An 18,135-nucleotide genomic window follows, 5' to 3' on the forward strand; every position below is an offset into this window, starting at 1 on the left:
CTCATGGCACGTCGTCGCCAACATGAAGAGCATGTAAACCATGAACGCTGGCTGGTTTCCTATGCCGACTTCATCACCTTGCTGTTCGCTTTTTTCGTGGTGATGTACTCCATCTCGTCGATCAACGAAGGCAAGTACAAGGTCATCTCCGAAGCGCTGATCGGGGTCTTCACCGACTCCGACCGCTCGCTCAAGCCGATCCCGATCGGCGACGAGCGACCGAAGACCGTGACCCCGGCCAAGCCGCTGGTCAAGGACGCCGAACAGGTCGATGCCGGTATCGCCGGTGCCAGCGATCCGCTGAAAAGCATCGCCGACGATATCAGCGCGGCGTTCGGCGACCTGATCTCCTCGAACCAGATGACCGTGCGCGGCAACGAGCTGTGGGTCGAGATCGAACTCAACTCCAGCCTGTTGTTCGGCAGCGGTGATGCGATGCCGAGCGACATCGCGTTCAACATCATCGACAAGGTTGCAGCGATCCTCAAACCGTTCGACAACCCGATCCACGTCGAAGGCTTCACCGACGATCAACCGATCCGCACCGCGCAGTACCCGACCAACTGGGAACTGTCCTCGGCGCGTTCGGCGAGCATCGTGCGGATGCTGGCGATGCAGGGCGTCAACCCTGGCCGCCTGGCCTCGGTGGGCTATGGCGAATTCCAGCCGGTGGCCAACAACGCCACGGCCGAAGGCCGGGCGAAGAACCGTCGCGTGGTGCTGGTGGTGTCGCGCAATCTCGATGTTCGTCGCAGCCTCACAGGCACCGGAACCGCGAATGCGCAACCGGATGCCGCGTTGAAGCGTGCTGGCACACAAACTGCACCGACCCCGGTCAAGACGCCGGGACGCGAGAGTGCCGTCAATTCTCCGTCGCCCGCATTAATACGCTGAGCCATGTCTCGGCCGAGCATCTCGGCCGGGAGGAACAATCCGAATGAGAGTCTGGGCAGTCGCCAATCAAAAGGGTGGTGTTGGTAAAACCACTTCTTCCATCGCTTTAGCCGGTTTGCTGGCAGAGGCGGGCAAACGCGTGGTCGTGGTCGATCTCGACCCGCACGGCTCGATGACCAGCTATTTCGGTTACGACCCCGACAGCCTGGAACACAGCAACTACGACCTGTTCCTGCACAAGGGCAGTGTGCCGCAAGGCCTGCCGGGCCAGTTGCTGCTGTCAACCAGTGATGAACGCATTTCCCTGCTGCCGTCCAGCACCGCGCTGGCCACCCTCGAGCGCCAGTCGCCGGGGCAGAGTGGCTTGGGCCTGGTGATCGCCAAGAGTCTGGCGCAGCTGTGGCAGGACTTCGATTACGCAATCATCGACAGCCCGCCGTTGCTCGGCGTGCTGATGGTCAACGCACTGGCCGCGAGCCAGCAACTAGTGATCCCGGTGCAGACCGAGCACCTGGCCGTCAAAGGTCTGGAGCGCATGGTCAACACCCTGGCGATGATCAACCGCTCGCGCAAACAGGCGCTGCCGTTCAGCATCGTGCCGACCTTGTTCGACCGCCGCACCCAGGCGTCGATGGGCACCTTGCGCGTGCTGCGCGACAAATTTCCGGAAGAGATCTGGCAGGGTTACATCCCGGTCGATACGCGTCTGCGCGACGCCAGCCGTGCCGGTGTCACGCCTTCGCAATTCGACGGCAAGAGCCGTGGCGTGCTGGCCTACCGCGCGCTGCTCAAGCATCTGCTGGCGCAACAACTCGTTCCGCAGGTGGCCTGAGCATGAATCGGCCGATCAAACTGACTTCGCGTCCGCAACTGGCTTTGCAGTCCTATCTGGACAGCTTGCTGGAGGATGTGACGGAAGAGATCCCGCAGGAAATCGAAGCGCCTGTCGAGGTGGTTGAAAGCACCGCCGAGCTCGATGAGTTCCAGGCCGCGGTGCTTGAAGAACAGGCTCGCGATGCGCAGAAAGCCGCCAGGCCAGCGGCCCCGGTTGCAGCGCCTGCCGCTGTAGTGGCCAAGGCTCCCGCACCGCTGATCAAGGAACCCGAGCCGGTGCGTGTGGTGTCAACCCTCGCGCCGCTGCTGCAAACCCAGCTTCTGCAAGCGCAACCCGAGCCGACTCCGGTCGAGCCGCCCGCGCCGGTGCCAGTCGTTGCGCCGGTCGAACAGGTCGTCGAGCAGGCACTGGTTGCGCCGCTGGTGGAAGTGCATCTGCCACCGAGCAATACACCGCCGCCGGTAGAGACTGATGGTCGCCCGGCCTGGGCGTCGGAAGCGTTCGAATGCCTGTTGTTCGATGTGGCCGGGCTGACCCTGGCGGTGCCGCTGGTGTGCCTCGGCTCGATCTATTCGCTGGCCGGCCATGAGTTGACGCCGCTGTTCGGTCAGCCGGAATGGTTCCTCGGCATCCTGCCAAGCCAGGCGGGGAACCTGAAGGTGCTGGACACCGCACGCTGGGTCATGCCGGATCGCTATCGCGATGACTTCCGTCAGGGCCTGCAGTACGTGATTTCGGTACAAGGTTACGAGTGGGGGCTGGCGGTGCATCAGGTCAGTCGCTCGTTGCGTCTGGATCCGAATGAAATCAAATGGAGGACTCACCGAGGTCAGCGGCCATGGCTCGCGGGCACGGTGATTGAACACATGTGCGCCTTGCTCGATGTCTCCGCTCTGGCCGAGTTGATCGCCAGCGGTGGGGCAAAGCACATGTCCGGCAGTAAGCCGAACCACAAACCGACATAACACTTACATAACAGACACGCACCGGCATGCAATGCCGGCACACGAGACACACACCGCCATTGCGGTATTTCGAGGGGCTAGGGTATGAACGACAAGGCGACGGCGGCAAAGGGTTCCGAAGATCCGATCCTGCAATGGGTAACCTTCAAGCTGGACAATGAAACCTACGGCATCAACGTGATGCGCGTTCAGGAAGTCCTGCGCTACACCGAAATCGCGCCGGTTCCGGGTGCGCCAAGCTACGTGCTGGGCATCATCAACCTGCGCGGCAACGTGGTGACCGTGATCGACACCCGTCAGCGCTTCGGCCTGATGAGCGGCGAGATCAGCGACAACACCCGTATCGTCATCATCGAAGCCGACAAGCAGGTTGTGGGCATCATGGTCGACAGCGTCGCTGAAGTGGTTTACCTGCGTCAGTCGGAAATCGAGACCGCACCGAACGTCGGTAACGAAGAGTCGGCCAAGTTCATCCAGGGCGTGTGCAACAAGAACAACGAGTTGCTGATCCTGGTCGAGCTGGACAAGATGATGAGCGAAGAAGAATGGTCGGAACTGGAGAATATCTGATTGATTCTCGAGGTAGCGGTCATTGTCCTGTTCCTGTTCTGGGCAGGCACGCTGGCGATGTTTCTGGCGTACATCAAGGCGCAGCGCGTGATCGCTGCGCAACAGGCCCAGGGCGATGCGCTGCGTGATCAGCGCATCAAGGACCTGGCCAAGCGTGTCGACGATTACCAGAACGGCAACGTGCGCATGGGCGAAGCCCTGCACGAACTGCGCGCGGTCGTCGGCCCGATTCCGGACAAACTCGCCCAGCTCGAACAGCGCGATCCTTCCAGCCTGTCATTCGCTCAAGCGGCGAAACTGGTCGGGATGGGCGCGAGTGTCGATGAGCTGACGCAGTCCTGCGGGTTGACCCAGGCTGAGGCGGAGTTGATGCGCAAGTTGCACAGAAGCAGCTAAGCGCTTCACGCGGCAAGTCAAAACGAAAAATCGCAGTCATCGATGACTGCGATTTTTTTTGCCTTCAGTAATCGTCGCCGCGCTCGGTGACGTCTTTCTCGACCATCGGTGCATTCGGGTCCTGTCCCGCCGGGAACTTGCCCTTGAGGTTCCAGGCAAACGCGATGATCTCGGCAATCGTCAGGTACAGCTCCTGTGGAATGCTGTCGCCCAGCTCCATCCGCGCCAGCAACTTCACCAGCTCGGCGTTCTCGTAAATCGGCACTTCACACTCGCGGGCGATCCGCAGGATTTCTTCGGCCAGTTCCTCGTCACCCTTGGCGGTGAGGGTCGGGGCGTGGCTGCCGTCGTATTTGAGGGCGATGGCCTGGCGTGGAGCAGTGGAATCGTTCATGCGGTTTCGTCGACCCAGCGGTGTTCGAGACGGGTTTGGTTGCCTTGCGGCGGGGTGCCGAGGTGGCAGTCGAGATCGCCGACGTTGAGCCCCGAATCCAGCAGACGCTGGCGCAGGGCGCTCAGGTTGTTTTCGATCAGGCTTGCCGTGAACGGCCGCTCGGCCCACAACTGGCTTGAGAGACTGCCACTGATCAGTTGCGCCTGAATCTGCATTGGCCCCAGCGGCTCCATGTCGAAGGCCAGATCGACGCGCCACAGTTGTTGCTTGGTTTCGCGTTCGCTGTCACGGCGATCGTTCTGTTGCTCTTGCTGCGGAGCTTCCTCGCGTTGGAACTTGACCTGCAACGGCACGATGTCCTGCATATTGCGCATCGGGATTTCCAGCTGCCAGGTGCTGAGCAGTCGACCGTCGTCGGTCACGCCGGTCTGCTCCAGGCTCGACAGCTGATGGCTTTGCAGGCGCGAGACAGCGGCGGCCGCCAGGCGCAGCAGATGTTCCAGATCACCTTCACCTTCCAGGCTTTGCAACAGCCGGTCCGGCAGCGGGAAGCTGCTCGGCACCGGTTTGGCGCTGACCTGACCGAGCATGCCGAGGGCATTGCGCACGAAGCTCGGCATCGCCTGGGCCAGTGTGTTGGCGGCGATGATGGCGTTCAGGTTGGTATTGCCGGGCAGGCCGGGGGTGAGTTGCGCGATCAGCTTGAGCAGATCGGCTTTCATGTCCGGGGTCAGCGTCGGGTTTTGCCCGGTCAACAGTTTGGCTTCAAGAAACGCGCCACTGTTGAGCAGTGCCTGGGCCAGGCCTTTCGGCGTGGTCAGTTGCTCGACGTCCGGCAGATTGGCCAGCAGCCGGTCCACGGCGGCGCGCAGATCACTGGAGGTCTGATCGTCGGCGGGCGGCAGGCTCTGGAGCATTTTCAGCAAACCGTCCAGCGAGCCCTGGCGGCTCTGCTGGCTGACCAGTTGCTGACTGACCGCCAATTGTTCCTGGCGATTGCTCAGCGGCAGGAATTTCAGGGTCTGGGAATCCTGTACCAGCGCCGACAGCAGGGTGCCGATGCGTAACGGTTGCGGGCTGTCGAGGCTCAGGGTGCTGCCGCTCAATACCGTGTTGAGCAGGCTGACCGTCGAGCGGAACACCGTCGGCTGCCCCGGCACCTGCGGCAAGGCCTGATTCGTCAGCACTTTGCCTTGCAGCAGCGTGCCTACCGGCAATTGCGCGGTATCGATGCGGGTTAGGGTGGCGACAGCCGTGGCGATGGCCTGTTGCACGGTGACCGCGAGATTACCTGCCGACGGCTGGGTGACGGCCAGGTTGGTGCCTTGCGGCAGCGGCAGGGGGCTGGTCGCCTGCACGGTGGTCTGACGGCCGCTGTCGAGGGTGACCTTGAGCAGCACCTGAAAGGCCTGGTCCGCAGGCTTGAGCGACAACACCTCGGCCTTGGCGCTCTGGCCGGCGGCAATCAGTCCATCCATCGGCGTCAACAGCTTGAGCAGCTCACCGCTGACCTGCAAACGTGAGTTCGCCGGTGTGGGTTGCGGGAGCGGGAGGATGTTCATTTCGCCTGTCATACGCGGACACAACCTGAGGAAAATGCGCTCGGGAGAGGGAGAGACGCCATGTATAATGCCGCCCGTCTTTCCGTTCGTTCAAAAAACATAGCAATTGTTTGACGCAGCTCTCTGGATTGAGCCGTCATTGCATTTATGCTGCAACTCTTTAACGGCCGCCCCAGAGCCGACTTGAACCGTATAAGGCCCGTGAACCCTTGACCAGTCCTGTCCTGCAAACCGTTGGCCTCGCGTGTGAGCGCGATCTCAGGCTGCTCTTCGAAAATCTCGAATTGAGACTGGCCAGTGGCGATATGGTGCAGATCAGCGGTCCCAACGGCAGCGGCAAGACCAGTCTCTTGCGTTTGCTGTCCGGACTGATGCAACCGACCGACGGTCAGGTGCTGCTCAACGGCAAACCGCTGAGCGAGCAACGCAGCGAACTGGCGCGCAACCTGCTGTGGATCGGCCATGCCGCCGGCATCAAGGACCTGCTCACCCCGGAAGAAAACCTCGCCTGGCTCTGCGCCCTGCATCAACCTGCCGAACGCGACGCGATCTGGCAGGCACTGGCGGCGGTTGGATTGCGCGGTTTCGAAGATGTTCCCTGTCATAGCCTGTCCGCCGGTCAGCAACGCCGCGTGGCGTTGGCGCGCCTTTACCTCGACAGCCCGCCGCTGTGGATTCTCGATGAACCGTTCACCGCGCTGGACAAGCAGGGCGTGGCGCAACTCGAAGAACACCTGGCCAATCACTGCGAGCAGGGCGGTCTGGTGGTGTTGACCACCCACCACACGCTGAGCCGGATGCCGGCCGGTTATCGCGACATCGATCTGGGGAATTGGGCGGTATGAGTGTGTTCGGCCTGCTGGTTGCCCGTGAATCCCGACTGCTGTTCCGCCGCCCGGCGGAGCTGGCCAATCCGCTGATTTTCTTCGCCATCGTCATCGCGCTGTTCCCGCTGGCCGTCGGACCGGAAACTCAAGTATTGCAAAACTTGTCCCCGGGGTTAGTCTGGGTGGCGGCACTCTTGTCGGTCCTGCTCTCGCTGGACGGGCTTTTTCGCAGTGATTTCGAAGACGGATCCCTTGAACAGTGGGTCCTTTCGCCGCACCCCCTGCCACTTCTGGTATTGGCCAAGGTGCTGGCACACTGGCTTTTTTCCGGGCTGGCACTGGTTTTGCTCTCGCCGTTACTGGCGTTGATGCTCGGGTTGCCGGCTGCGTGTCTGCCGGTATTGCTGCTTTCGTTGTTGCTGGGTACACCGGTGCTGAGCTTGCTCGGCGCGGTGGGCGCGGCGCTGACGGTCGGTCTGAAACGCGGTGGCCTGTTACTGGCGCTGCTGATTCTGCCGTTGTACATCCCGGTGTTGATCCTCGGCAGTGGCGCCTTGCAGGCGGCACTGCAAGGCATGCCGGCGATGGGTTATCTGTTGTGGCTTGGCAGCCTGACCGCCCTGGCGATAACCCTGACACCCTTTGCAATAGCTGCTGGCCTGAAGATCAGCGTCGGCGAATAATGAGGTCTGGTTAAAATTTAACCAGCAAAGACCCTGAGACTGCTCACACCGATGAGCGGCACCCGTGATGGAAACAGTATGAACTGGACCTGGTTTCACAAGCTCGGCTCGCCCAAGTGGTTCTATGGCATCAGCAGCAGGCTGTTGCCGTGGTTGAGCATTGCCGCGTTGTTGCTGATCACCGTTGGCGTCGTCTGGGGCCTGGCCTTCGCGCCGCCGGACTATCAGCAAGGCAACAGCTTTCGCATCATCTACATCCACGTACCCGCTGCGATGCTCGCTCAGTCGATCTACGTGATGCTGGCAGTGTGCGGCGTGGTCGGGCTGGTGTGGAAGATGAAACTGGCCGACGTCGCCCTGCAATGCGCCGCACCGATCGGCGCGTGGATGACCGCCGTGGCGCTGGTCACCGGGGCGATCTGGGGCAAACCGACCTGGGGTTCGTGGTGGGTCTGGGACGCGCGGCTGACCTCGATGCTGATTCTGCTGTTCCTGTATTTCGGCGTGATCGCCCTGGGCAACGCCATCAGCAATCGCGACAGCGCCGCCAAGGCCTGCGCGGTGCTGGCCATCGTCGGCGTGATCAACATCCCGATCATCAAATACTCGGTGGAGTGGTGGAACACCCTGCACCAGGGCGCGACTTTCACCCTCACCGAAAAACCGGCGATGCCCGCCGAAATGTGGCTGCCGTTGCTGCTGACGGTGCTGGGTTTCTACTGTTTCTTCGGCGCCGTGCTGTTGCTGCGCATGCGCCTTGAAGTGCTCAAGCGCGAGGCCCGCGCCAGTTGGGTGAAAGAAGAAGTGCAGAACAGCCTGGAGGCCGCTCGATGAGTTTCGCGTCATTCGGCGACTTCCTCGCCATGGGCCATCATGGCCTGTATGTCTGGTCGGCCTATGGCATCTGCCTGGCAGTGCTGGCCCTCAACGTGGCGGCGCCGATCCTGGCCCGCAAGCGGTATCTGCAACAAGAGGCGCGTCGTCTGCGCCGGGAGAACGGCAAGTGAATCCGCTGCGAAAAAAGCGTCTGATCATCATTCTGGCGATTCTGGTCGGGGTCGGCGCTGCCGTCGGCCTGGCCCTGAGCGCCCTGCAGCAGAACATCAATCTGTTTTACACCCCGACCCAGATCGCCAACGGCGAAGCGCCGCAGGACACCCGCATCCGCGCCGGCGGCATGGTCGAGAAAGGTTCGCTGCAGCGCTCCTCGGACTCCCTGGACGTCAAATTCGTGGTCACTGACTTCAACAAGTCCGTGACCATCACCTACCGTGGAATCCTGCCGGACCTGTTCCGCGAAGGGCAGGGCATCGTCGCACTGGGCAAGCTCAACGCCGACGGCGTCGTGGTCGCCGATGAAGTGCTGGCCAAGCACGACGAGAAATACATGCCGCCGGAAGTGACCAAAGCACTGAAGGACAGCGGTCAATCCGCGCCAACCCCTGCGAAGGAGGGTTGATCGATGACATCCAGCATTTTCATTCCTGAGTTGGGCCATCTGGCCATGATCCTGGCGCTGTGTTTCGCGCTGGTGCAGGCCGTGGTGCCGTTGCTCGGTGCCTGGCGTGGCGACCGTCTGTGGATGGGCCTCGCCCAGCCAGCGGCGTGGGGGCAGTTTGCGTTCCTGTTGTTTGCCTTTGGCGTCCTGACCTACGCGTTCATGACCGACGATTTCTCCGTGGCTTACGTCGCGATGAACTCCAACAGCGCGCTGCCGTGGTACTACAAGTTCAGCGCGGTGTGGGGCGCCCACGAAGGGTCGCTGCTGCTGTGGGCCTTGATCCTCGGGGGCTGGACCTTCGCGGTGTCGGTGTTCTCCCGGCAACTGCCGCAAGTCATGCTCGCCCGCGTGCTGGCGGTGATGGGCATGATCAGCACCGGTTTCCTGTTGTTCCTGATCCTCACCTCCAACCCGTTTTCGCGGATCCTGCCGCAGATCCCGGCCGACGGTCGTGACCTCAATCCGTTGCTGCAGGATATCGGCCTGATCGTCCACCCGCCGATGCTGTACATGGGCTATGTCGGTTTCTCGGTGGCGTTTGCGTTCGCCATCGCCGCACTGCTCGGCGGCCGTCTCGATGCGGCATGGGCACGCTGGTCGCGTCCGTGGACGATTGTCGCCTGGGCTTTCCTCGGCATCGGCATCACCCTCGGTTCGTGGTGGGCTTACTACGAACTCGGCTGGGGCGGCTGGTGGTTCTGGGACCCGGTGGAAAACGCCTCGTTCATGCCTTGGCTGGTGGGCACGGCGCTGATCCACTCGCTGGCAGTCACGGAAAAACGTGGCGTGTTCAAGAGCTGGACGGTGTTGCTGGCAATTGCCGCCTTCTCCCTGAGCCTGCTCGGCACCTTCCTCGTGCGTTCCGGCGTGCTGACGTCGGTACACGCGTTTGCCTCCGATCCGGAGCGCGGCGTGTTCATCCTGATCTTCCTGCTGTTCGTGGTCGGTGGTTCACTGACGCTGTTTGCCTTGCGCGCGCCGGTGGTCAAGAGCCAGGTCGGTTTCAACCTGTGGTCTCGGGAAACCCTGCTGCTGGGCAACAACCTGGTGCTGGTGGTGGCTGCGTCGATGATCCTGCTCGGCACGCTGTATCCGCTGATTCTCGATGCCATCAGCGGCGCCAAGCTGTCGGTCGGTCCGCCGTATTTCAACGCGTTGTTCATTCCGCTGATGGCCTTGCTGATGGTGGTGATGGCGGTCGGTGTGATCGTGCGCTGGAAAGACACGCCGGTTAAATGGCTGGTCAGCATGCTCACTCCGGTGCTGCTGGGCAGCGTGGCGCTGGCCGTGGTGGCCGGTGTTGCCTATGGCGATTTCAACTGGGCGGTGCTGGCGACGTTCCTGCTCGCGGCCTGGGTGTTGCTGGCCGGCGTGCGCGACATCTTCGACAAGACTCGCCACAAAGGCCTGATCAAAGGTCTGCCAACTCTGACCCGCAGCTACTGGGGCATGCAACTCGCTCACCTCGGGATCGCCGTCTGCGCCCTGGGCGTGGTGTTGTCGAGCCAGAACAGTGCCGAGCGCGACCTGCGTCTGGCGCCGGGCGAGTCGATGGAACTGGCCGGTTATCAGTTCGTGTTCGAAGGCGCCAAACATTTTGAAGGCCCGAACTTCACCTCCGACAAAGGCACCATCCGGGTGATCCGCGATGGCCGGGAAATCAGCGTGCTGCACCCGGAAAAACGCCTGTACACCGTGCAGAGTTCGATGATGACCGAAGCCGGGATCGACGCCGGTTTCACCCGCGACCTCTACGTCGCATTGGGTGAGCCACTGGGCGATGGCGCCTGGGCAGTGCGGGTACACGTCAAACCGTTTGTGCGCTGGATCTGGTTCGGTGGTCTGCTGACCGGTTTCGGTGGTTTGCTGGCGGCGCTGGATCGGCGCTACCGGGTCAAGGTCAAAGCCAAGGTGCGTGAAGCGCTGGGCATGGAAGGAGCCGCTGCATGAGACGTTGGTTGATGCTGGTTCCGTTGGCGATTTTCCTGCTGGTGGCCGTATTCCTTTATCGCGGTCTGTACCTGGATCCGGCGGAGCTGCCGTCGGCGATGATCAACAAGCCGTTCCCGGAGTTTTCCCTGCCGGCGGTGCAGGGCGACAAGACCCTGACCAAGGCTGACATTCTCGGCAAACCGGCATTGGTCAACGTCTGGGGCACCTGGTGCATTTCCTGCCGGGTCGAGCACCCGGTGCTGAACAAACTCGCCGAGCGCGGCGTGGTGATCTACGGCATCAACTACAAGGACACCAACGCCGATGCGTTGAAGTGGCTGGCCGAGTTCCACAATCCGTATCAACTGGACATCCGCGACGACGAAGGCTCCCTGGGCCTGAACCTCGGTGTCTACGGCGCGCCGGAAACCTTCTTCATCGACGCCAAGGGCATCATCCGCGACAAGTACGTCGGAGTGATCGACGAGCAGGTCTGGCGGGAAAAACTGGCGGCCAAGTATCAGGCGCTGGTTGACGAGGCCAAGCCATGAAGCGCTTTTTAGCTGCCATGGTGTTGGGCTTGAGCCTGGCCGGTGTGGCCCACGCCGCCATCGACACCTACGAGTTCGCCAAAGAAGGCGATCGCGAGCGTTTCCGTGAGTTGACCAAGGAACTGCGCTGCCCCAAATGTCAGAACCAGGACATCGCCGATTCCAACGCGCCGATTGCCGCCGACCTGCGCAAAGAGATTTTCCGCATGCTCGGCGAGGGCAAGGACAATCAGCAGATCATCGACTTCATGGTCGACCGCTACGGTGATTTCGTGCGCTACAAACCGGCGCTCAATGCCAAGACCGCGTTGCTGTGGTTTGGCCCCGCCGGATTGTTGCTCGGCGGTTTTGTCGTCATCGCCGTGATCGTCCGCCGCCGTCGCGGGCAACGTGCCGAGACTCCGCAATCGCTGTCTCCTGAAGAGCGTCAGCGCCTCGACCAACTGTTGGATAAAAACCAAGAATGATTGATTTCTGGCTTGCCGCAGGGCTGTTGCTTCTGGTCGCCCTGAGTTTTCTGCTGATCCCCGTTCTGCGTGAACGTCGCGCCCAGCGTGAAGAGGATCGGACTGCCCTGAACGTCGCGCTGTATCAGGAACGTGTCGCCGAGTTGCAATCGCAGCAGGCCGAGGGCGTTCTCGATGCCGCGCAAATGGACAGCGGCCGTGCCGAAGCGGCGCGGGAACTGCTGGCCGACACCGAAGGCGTGGCGCCGGCGCGGGTTTCGCGTCTGGGCAAACCATTGCCGCTGCTGGCGGCCGTACTGGTGCCGGTGTTGGGCCTGGGCCTCTATATGCATTTTGGTGCCGCCGACAAAGTCGAACTGACCCGGGAATTCGCCCAGGCGCCGCAGTCGATGGAAGAGATGACCCAGCGTCTGGAACGCGCCGTGGCCGCGCAACCGGATTCCGCCGAAGGCCTGTACTTCCTCGGTCGTACCTACATGGCTCAGGATCGTCCGGCAGACGCGGCGAAGATGTTCGAACGCGCCGCCAACCTGGCCGGTCGTCAGCCGGAACTGCTCGGCCAGTGGGCGCAGGCGCAGTACTTCGCCGATGGCAAGAAGTGGTCGGACAAGATTCAGGCCCTGACCGACGAAGCGCTGAAGGCTGATCCGAAAGAAGTCACCAGCCTCGGCCTGCTGGGGATCGCCGCGTTCGAAGGCGAGCGCTATCAGCAAGCCATCGACTACTGGAACCGTCTGCTGGCGCAACTGCCGCCGGAAGACAAATCCCGTGAGCCTCTGCAAGGCGGCATCGCCCGCGCCACTGAAAAACTTGAGGCCAGCGGCGGTAAGGTCGCCCAGGCTCCGGTCGCGAAAACCGCGCTGCTCAAGGTCAGCGTCGATCTGGCCGCCGAGCTCAAGGGCAAGGTGCAACCGGGTGACAGCGTGTTCATCTTCGCCCGTGCAGTGTCTGGCCCTCCAGCACCGTTGGCCGCCAAGCGACTGACCGTCGCCGACCTGCCGGTGACTGTCGAACTGGGCGATGCCGACGCAATGATGCCGCAATTGAAACTGTCGAACTTCCCCGAAGTCCAACTGGTTGCGCGCATCTCCCGAGCCGGTCAACCGACTGCCGGTGAGTGGGTCGGCCGCAGCGGGCCTCTGGCCAGCAGCACCACCGCGCCACAAAAACTGACCATCGACAGCCCGGACAAATAGCCGGAACCAACAGGAAAGCACCGCCATGAACGCCATCGCCCGAATCACAGTCCTCACACTGGCCCTGGGCTTGAGCGCATGTGCGGTGCAGCGACCGGAGCCGACGACACGGCTGCCGCCGATTCCGCCGTCACAACCCGGCCCGACTCCGTCGACCACCCCGACGCCGGGCAAACCGGGCATCCCGGCCAAACCCGCCAAGCCAGTCCCTCGCACCTCCGCCAGCTTCGCCCCACCACCGGGCGGCAATAGCCACTGGGATCAGAAGCTGGGGGTGTACGTGCTGGATGACCAGACCAACACCTTCTACCGCCAGCGCACCTACTACCGCTGGAACAACGGCTGGAGCCGCTCGATCAGCCCGAACGGACCGTGGGAGGACACCAACATCCACGGCGTACCGGCGGGGCTGGGCAAGCAGTTCGGGGAATAATGGAAAACGGCGATCTTTGGATCGCCGTTTTGCTGTGTGGGGTAATGAACTTTCAAAGAATCACGTGATAGCCGCTGAGTGCCTGGACCGACTTAACCAGGCCTTGTCGTTGCAGTAGATCAAGAAAGGTTTCGACGTCCATGGCAGGCATTTTCAGCTGCCGACGCTGCTTTTGGGCCGCAGCAACCACAGCTGCAGGATCAAGCCCAAAGAGGTTATCGACGAACTCGTCCGGATGCTGCGCCTCGATGCCGAAAGGCTCCAGCGTTTTGCATGGAAAGTCTTTCTGGTTGAAGGTCACTATCACACTTGCGCCGCAACGGATGGCCGCTGCCAGAACATGACGATCATCGCAGTCAGGCAACGTGAGTCCGGTAATCAGATCTTCATAGTCATGGACGCAGGCGTCGGGTATCGCTTGATCCATCAGGCCGGACGTACGATCCAGCTGTTCCATCGTCAGGTCAGGGCAGTTCTTCAGCAGATTGCGTTTCCATTCGCAGTGAATCTCCTGAGTCCATCTCGCCCGAAATCGTCCTGAGAGCGCTAGCCACATCAGAAAATCTCTCAAGGGAGCGGGGTACAAGACGCATGCATCGTATACAACTGTGAAAGAGGAATGCCTCACTCGTATCCTGTCCTTAACGCCTGGGCTTGTTCCGCGAGAAGCGCCATTGCCTGCTCGCTGGCGGTGGTGCGCCGGTTCTTATAGTCCATCAGATCGGCAAAGCGCACACGTCGGTGCTTGCCTGTTTTGTGGTAGGACAACTCGCCGCTTTCCAGCAGTTTTATGAGGTGTGGACGTGAGACGTTGAGCAGGTCGGCGGCTTCCTGGGTCGTCAATTCGGCATGCACCGGAACGACCTGGACCGCGTTGCCGGCTGCCAGCTCCGCCAGAATGTCGATCAGCAGGCGCAGGGCCGAGGTGGGAAGTTCGACGCGATGAGCTTCGTTCCGCTCGTCGAAAATCTGGATGTGCTGAGTCTCGAAATGGGTCGCGAGGTAAGCAGCCAGAGCGCGCTGTCCTTCAATGGCGGCTTTTACTTCGCGTTCTACAGGGAGGCTGATCGAGGGATGGATAACGGTCGACATGGCGAGTCCGGCTTTGGGAATGAGGAATGCCGGAACGTTATTCGAAATAAGCGAAAATCGCAATAAACGAAACGAGTGCTGGTTTTACGACATTTCCGCCAACACCCCCTGCACATATTCAACAAACGCCCGTGCCTTCGCGCTGGCCATCCGTCCCGTCGGAAACACCGCCCACAACTCCTGCTTCGGCAACACCCAATCGCTCATGACAGCCTTCACTGCGCCACTGGCCAGTTCCGGCGCAAACATCCATTCCGAGCCCAGCCCCAAGCCCTGATGGGCGAGAACCGCCTCACGCAAACCTTCGGCAGCACTGACGCGCAGGCGGCCATTGACGGTCACGGACTGTTCTTCGCCATCCTTGTTGAAATGCCAGGTCGCGCCACCGCCGCGGTTGTAGATGACGGCGCGATGTTGAGGCAGATCGGCAGGGCAGGCGGGTTCACCGTGGCTGGCGAAGTAGGCCGGTGTGCCCAGCACGACGCGCCGGCATTCGGCGATCTTGCGCACGGTCAGGCCGGAGTCGCTGAGCGGACCCAGGCGCAGGGCGATGTCGATGCCTTCTTCCACGAGGTTGATGTTCTGGTCGTCGAGCAGCAGGTCGACATTGAGCTGCGGGTGTTGATCGAGGAACGGCCCCAGGTGTGGAACCACATGCATCCGGCCGAAGGTCACGGCGGTGCTGATGCGCAGGTTGCCACTCAGGCCGCTGGCGGCGCCGCGAGCTGCATTGTCGGCCTCGTCGGCTTCTTCGAGGGTGCGTTTGGCCCGTTCGAAAAACGCCAGCCCGGCTTCGGTCGGCGTCAGGCCTCGGGTCGAGCGCAATAGCAGGCGCACGGCGAGTCGGGTTTCGAGTTGGGCGATGGTTTTCGACACGGCCGGCTGACCGATATTCAGCCGCCGGGCGGCAGCGGAAAACGAGCCGGTTTCCACGACGTAGACAAAGGTTTCCATGGCGGCGAGGCGGTCCATCGGGTGTCCTTGTGCCAGTGATCAGAACGCGGCTTTGCCCACCGAGGCGCCGCCGTCGACAAACAAGGTCTGCCCGGTGATGAATCCGCTTTGCTCGGACAACAGAAAGGCAATGGCCGAAGCGATCTCTTCCGGCTGCCCGAGACGGCCCATCGGCACCCCGGCCAGATACCGCGCTTCACCTTCGCTGCCCGGCGGATTGTTGGCGCGGAACAGTTCGGTCTCGGTCGGCCCCGGCGCGACGGCGTTGACGGTAATCCCGGTCTGCGCCAGTTCCAGCGCCCACGAGCGCGTGAAACTGACCAGCGCCGCTTTCGCCGCCGCATACGCGGTGCGCTGAGCGATACCGAGCACGGTCAGGCTGGAAATGTTCACCACCCGACCCCAGCCGCGCGTGCGCATGCCCGGCAACAACGCCTGAGTCGCCTGCAAGGCCGAATGCAGGTTGACCCGCATCACGTCGTCGAACGCATCGAGATCGATGTCCCCCAACGCTTGCGGTCGCACCAGCCCGACATTGTTCACCAGCCCATCGAACTCATAAGTGCGCGCCAGATCCGCCAGCACTTCACCGGCGAGCTTGCGATCACTCAGGTCCAGCGGAAACAGAATCCCCGGGAAACTCAGATCCGGCTTACGGGCAATCCCCACCACCCGATGCCCGGCCCGATCCAGATGCTCGGCCAGCGCCCGCCCGATACCCTTGCTGGCGCCGGTGATGAGGAAGGTACGACGGGTCATGGCAACTCCTTGGGGCAGGCTGCGGCTCGGGCAGCCATTAATTGTTTGAAGATGCCGAGTGTAATGCGGGTTGTGCGTGGCGTCCTCAAACGGCATGCGGTGATTGCAACGGTTCTGGAAAACACGCTGCAACATAACCGACCGTCGTTCTGCGAATTTCTGTGCTTGAGTAAATATAACTCTAGGGTTACTTTTGTTTGGCCGAAGCAAGGAGACGCTTGGTGCAGAGCAGGTTATTGATCAAGGAGCTGGAGGAGGCAGGCTGGACGCTGGATCGGGTTACCGGCAGTCATCACATCTTCACGCACCGTTACAACCCTTACACGATTCCCGTTCCTCACCCGAAAAAGGATTTGCCGGTCGGAACGGTCAAGAGCATCAGGAGGCGTGCCGGGTTGCACAACCCGCCAGCCAGTTACAAAGGAGATCCGTAATGCAATATCCAATCTGCATCGAGTGGGGCGACGAGAACACCGCCATCGGTATTCAGATCCCCGATATTCCCGGCGCTGTGACGGCCGGAGATACGTTTGAGGATGCCTACAACGCTGCCGTCGAGATTGCACACATCATGCTGCAGGAGATTGCAGCGGAAGGTGATTCGATTCCGATGCCGACTTCTGCGGCTGCTCATCGCAACAATCCAGAGTTCGCGGACATGGGTTGGGGCATGCTGGAGCTGGACATCTCGCCCTACATGGGCAAGACCGAAAAGGTCAATGTGACACTGCCCGGTTACGTCATCCAGCGGATTGACCGCTACGTGCGAGAACATAATGTCAAAAGCCGCTCTTCCTTTCTGGCGGATGCCGCCATGGAAAAACTGGTTCGGCATTGAGCATCAGGCACTGTCGGATCAGCGATCCGACAGTGCTTTCAAGTTTCTAGGCAGTCACCAAAACACCCTTTTGCGAAACACTCAAGAACCGCACCAGCGCCAGTAACGGGAACACGCTGCCGACGATCACGATCCACAGCCAGCCGCCGTGTTCATACACCGCGCTGGCGATCGATGAGCCGAAGGCACCGCCGATGAAGATGCTGGTCATGTACAGCGCGTTGAGGCGACCGCGGCTTTTGGCGTCGAGGGAGTAGACCGCGCGCTGGCCGAGTACCATGTTCATTTGCACGCAGAAGTCGAGCACGACGCCGGTCACGGCCAGGCCGATCACGCTGTAGGCCGGGTGGATGAAGGCCGGCAGGAAGCTCAGGCTGGCGAACAGCATGGCCAGCAGCGAGGCGACGCGAGTGTGGCCGGCGTCGGCCAGGCGTCCGCTGATCGGGGCGGCAATCGCACCGATGGCGCCGACCAGGGCGAAGATCGCGATTTCACTCTGGGACAGGCCATGGTTACGCGCCAGTTCCAGCGGCACGGCGGTCCAGAACAGGCTGAAGGTGGCGAACATGCAGGCCTGGTAGAACGCCCGCTGACGCAGCACCGGTTGCTTGCGCAGCAGTGTCCACAACGATCCGAGCAACTGGCCGTAGGAAGCGCTGTGATCCGGTTGGCGCTTGGGCACGGTCAACGCCAGGACGACGCTGATTGCCGCCATCAACCCTGCCGCGATCATGAACATCGCCCGCCAGCCGAAATGGTCGGCGACTACGCTCGACACCGGACGCGCCAGCAGAATGCCCAACAGCAGGCCGCCCATGATTCCGCCGACGACACGTCCGCGAGATTCCTCCGGCGCCAGGTGCGCCGCCAAGGGCACCAGCACCTGCACCGACACCGAACTGAAACCCACCAGCAACGAAATCAGCAGGAATACGTTCGGTTGATCGGTAAACGCCGCGCCCAGCAGGCTGGCAATCGCCACCAGCGTGGTGATGATCATCAAGCGGCGGTTTTCCAGCAGATCCGCCAGTGGCACCAGGAAGAACAGGCCCAGCGCATAACCGATCTGGGTCAGCGACACGATGAAGCTGGCCATGGTGTCGGTCAGACCGATGTCCGGGGCAATCAGGCCGATGATCGGCTGGGCGTAGTAGATGTTGGCAACGATGGCGCCGCAGCAGAAAGCGAACAGCAGCACCATGCCTCGGGTCATTGCGTGAGTTGTGGCGGTCATAGGGTTTCTCGATCCAGCGAAAAGGAATGCGGTGAGGCTAAGGGACGAACCG

The 18,135-nt window shown here is 61.7% G+C and carries 24 protein-coding genes; 17 read left to right on the forward strand and 7 right to left on the reverse strand.

The window, feature by feature from the left end:
- Nucleotides 1-3: 3 nt before the first annotated feature.
- The 5 genes from motD to AC3WRD_RS09610 all read left to right on the forward strand — a co-directional run bounded on the left by motD (nucleotide 4) and on the right by AC3WRD_RS09610 (nucleotide 3,660).
- The gene (gene motD / locus AC3WRD_RS09590; RefSeq protein WP_096822160.1) at nucleotides 4-894 is read left to right on the forward strand and encodes a flagellar motor protein MotD; all 891 of its coding nucleotides are present in this window, start codon (nucleotides 4-6) and stop codon (nucleotides 892-894) included.
- 43 nt (nucleotides 895-937) lie between these two features.
- Nucleotides 938-1,726 carry a ParA family protein gene (locus AC3WRD_RS09595; RefSeq protein WP_085710493.1) on the forward strand — a complete coding sequence of 263 codons (789 nt, stop codon included), beginning with the start codon at nucleotides 938-940 and terminating at the stop codon, nucleotides 1,724-1,726.
- A gap of 2 nt (nucleotides 1,727-1,728) precedes the next feature.
- Entirely contained in the window at nucleotides 1,729-2,694 is a 966-nt protein-coding gene (locus AC3WRD_RS09600; RefSeq protein ID WP_102620346.1) for a CheW domain-containing protein, read from the forward strand.
- Nucleotides 2,695-2,778: 84 nt separating this feature from the next.
- Complete coding sequence (locus AC3WRD_RS09605; protein WP_007959223.1) at nucleotides 2,779-3,264, forward strand: chemotaxis protein CheW; 486 nt, start codon at nucleotides 2,779-2,781, stop codon at nucleotides 3,262-3,264.
- Entirely contained in the window at nucleotides 3,265-3,660 is a 396-nt protein-coding gene (locus tag AC3WRD_RS09610; RefSeq protein WP_102620347.1) for a DUF2802 domain-containing protein, read from the forward strand. It begins immediately after the preceding gene.
- A gap of 64 nt (nucleotides 3,661-3,724) precedes the next feature.
- Here AC3WRD_RS09610 and AC3WRD_RS09615 read toward each other — a convergent pair whose 3' ends face one another.
- Together AC3WRD_RS09615 and fliK are read right to left on the reverse strand one after the other, a co-directional pair.
- Complete coding sequence (locus AC3WRD_RS09615; RefSeq protein ID WP_102620348.1) at nucleotides 3,725-4,054, reverse strand: EscU/YscU/HrcU family type III secretion system export apparatus switch protein; 330 nt, start codon at nucleotides 4,052-4,054, stop codon at nucleotides 3,725-3,727.
- Complete coding sequence (fliK, locus tag AC3WRD_RS09620) at nucleotides 4,051-5,628, reverse strand: flagellar hook-length control protein FliK (protein WP_102620349.1); 1,578 nt, start codon at nucleotides 5,626-5,628, stop codon at nucleotides 4,051-4,053. Before fliK ends, AC3WRD_RS09615 begins: the two co-directional genes overlap by 4 nt.
- 197 nt (nucleotides 5,629-5,825) lie before the next feature.
- Between fliK and ccmA the strand changes: the two genes are divergently transcribed.
- From ccmA to AC3WRD_RS09670, 10 genes are all read left to right on the forward strand, one after another.
- Nucleotides 5,826-6,461: a cytochrome c biogenesis heme-transporting ATPase CcmA gene (ccmA, locus tag AC3WRD_RS09625; RefSeq protein ID WP_096822154.1), complete on the forward strand. Its 636-nt coding sequence runs from the start codon at nucleotides 5,826-5,828 to the stop codon at nucleotides 6,459-6,461.
- On the forward strand, nucleotides 6,458-7,126 hold the full coding sequence (gene ccmB / locus AC3WRD_RS09630; RefSeq protein ID WP_096822153.1) for a heme exporter protein CcmB: 669 nt from the start codon (nucleotides 6,458-6,460) through the stop codon (nucleotides 7,124-7,126). Before ccmA ends, ccmB begins: the two co-directional genes overlap by 4 nt.
- A gap of 78 nt (nucleotides 7,127-7,204) precedes the next feature.
- Nucleotides 7,205-7,960: a heme ABC transporter permease gene (locus AC3WRD_RS09635; RefSeq protein ID WP_096822152.1), complete on the forward strand. Its 756-nt coding sequence runs from the start codon at nucleotides 7,205-7,207 to the stop codon at nucleotides 7,958-7,960.
- Nucleotides 7,957-8,133 (forward strand): heme exporter protein CcmD, encoded by a 177-nt coding sequence (ccmD, locus tag AC3WRD_RS09640; RefSeq protein ID WP_008055370.1) that lies wholly within the window; start codon nucleotides 7,957-7,959, stop codon nucleotides 8,131-8,133. Before AC3WRD_RS09635 ends, ccmD begins: the two co-directional genes overlap by 4 nt.
- Nucleotides 8,130-8,585: a cytochrome c maturation protein CcmE gene (ccmE, locus tag AC3WRD_RS09645; RefSeq protein WP_096822151.1), complete on the forward strand. Its 456-nt coding sequence runs from the start codon at nucleotides 8,130-8,132 to the stop codon at nucleotides 8,583-8,585. Before ccmD ends, ccmE begins: the two co-directional genes overlap by 4 nt.
- A 3-nt stretch (nucleotides 8,586-8,588) precedes the next feature.
- The gene (locus tag AC3WRD_RS09650; RefSeq protein WP_102620350.1) at nucleotides 8,589-10,577 is read left to right on the forward strand and encodes a heme lyase CcmF/NrfE family subunit; all 1,989 of its coding nucleotides are present in this window, start codon (nucleotides 8,589-8,591) and stop codon (nucleotides 10,575-10,577) included.
- Nucleotides 10,574-11,110: a DsbE family thiol:disulfide interchange protein gene (locus AC3WRD_RS09655; RefSeq protein WP_007959246.1), complete on the forward strand. Its 537-nt coding sequence runs from the start codon at nucleotides 10,574-10,576 to the stop codon at nucleotides 11,108-11,110. The genes AC3WRD_RS09650 and AC3WRD_RS09655 overlap by 4 nt, the downstream gene beginning before the upstream one ends.
- Nucleotides 11,107-11,577: a cytochrome c-type biogenesis protein gene (locus AC3WRD_RS09660; protein WP_011333089.1), complete on the forward strand. Its 471-nt coding sequence runs from the start codon at nucleotides 11,107-11,109 to the stop codon at nucleotides 11,575-11,577. The genes AC3WRD_RS09655 and AC3WRD_RS09660 overlap by 4 nt, the downstream gene beginning before the upstream one ends.
- Entirely contained in the window at nucleotides 11,574-12,773 is a 1,200-nt protein-coding gene (ccmI, locus tag AC3WRD_RS09665) for a c-type cytochrome biogenesis protein CcmI (protein WP_102620351.1), read from the forward strand. The genes AC3WRD_RS09660 and ccmI overlap by 4 nt, the downstream gene beginning before the upstream one ends.
- A 25-nt stretch (nucleotides 12,774-12,798) precedes the next feature.
- On the forward strand, nucleotides 12,799-13,206 hold the full coding sequence (locus tag AC3WRD_RS09670; protein ID WP_102620352.1) for a hypothetical protein: 408 nt from the start codon (nucleotides 12,799-12,801) through the stop codon (nucleotides 13,204-13,206).
- Between the two features lie 52 nt (nucleotides 13,207-13,258).
- On the opposite strand, the gene AC3WRD_RS09675 is transcribed toward AC3WRD_RS09670, so the two are convergent.
- The 4 genes from AC3WRD_RS09675 to AC3WRD_RS09690 form a co-directional block, all read right to left on the reverse strand.
- Entirely contained in the window at nucleotides 13,259-13,834 is a 576-nt protein-coding gene (locus AC3WRD_RS09675; RefSeq protein WP_102620353.1) for a PIN domain-containing protein, read from the reverse strand.
- Nucleotides 13,831-14,298, reverse strand: a complete 468-nt coding sequence (locus tag AC3WRD_RS09680; protein ID WP_096822147.1) for a helix-turn-helix domain-containing protein — start codon at nucleotides 14,296-14,298, stop codon at nucleotides 13,831-13,833. The genes AC3WRD_RS09675 and AC3WRD_RS09680 overlap by 4 nt, the downstream gene beginning before the upstream one ends.
- An 84-nt stretch (nucleotides 14,299-14,382) precedes the next feature.
- Entirely contained in the window at nucleotides 14,383-15,270 is an 888-nt protein-coding gene (locus tag AC3WRD_RS09685; protein WP_102620354.1) for a LysR family transcriptional regulator, read from the reverse strand.
- A gap of 21 nt (nucleotides 15,271-15,291) precedes the next feature.
- Entirely contained in the window at nucleotides 15,292-16,011 is a 720-nt protein-coding gene (locus AC3WRD_RS09690; protein WP_096822145.1) for an SDR family oxidoreductase, read from the reverse strand.
- Between the two features lie 221 nt (nucleotides 16,012-16,232).
- Between AC3WRD_RS09690 and AC3WRD_RS09695 the strand changes: the two genes are divergently transcribed.
- Together AC3WRD_RS09695 and AC3WRD_RS09700 are read left to right on the forward strand one after the other, a co-directional pair.
- The gene (locus tag AC3WRD_RS09695) at nucleotides 16,233-16,445 is read left to right on the forward strand and encodes a type II toxin-antitoxin system HicA family toxin (protein WP_096822144.1); all 213 of its coding nucleotides are present in this window, start codon (nucleotides 16,233-16,235) and stop codon (nucleotides 16,443-16,445) included.
- Nucleotides 16,445-16,849, forward strand: a complete 405-nt coding sequence (locus AC3WRD_RS09700) for a type II toxin-antitoxin system HicB family antitoxin (protein ID WP_096822143.1) — start codon at nucleotides 16,445-16,447, stop codon at nucleotides 16,847-16,849. Before AC3WRD_RS09695 ends, AC3WRD_RS09700 begins: the two co-directional genes overlap by 1 nt.
- A 46-nt stretch (nucleotides 16,850-16,895) precedes the next feature.
- On the opposite strand, the gene AC3WRD_RS09705 is transcribed toward AC3WRD_RS09700, so the two are convergent.
- Nucleotides 16,896-18,083, reverse strand: coding sequence for an MFS transporter (locus AC3WRD_RS09705; protein ID WP_102620355.1), 1,188 nt, complete (start codon nucleotides 18,081-18,083; stop codon nucleotides 16,896-16,898).
- Between the last annotated feature and the right edge of the window lie 52 nt (nucleotides 18,084-18,135).

Source organism: Pseudomonas sp. FW215-R2, from assembly GCF_058789255.1.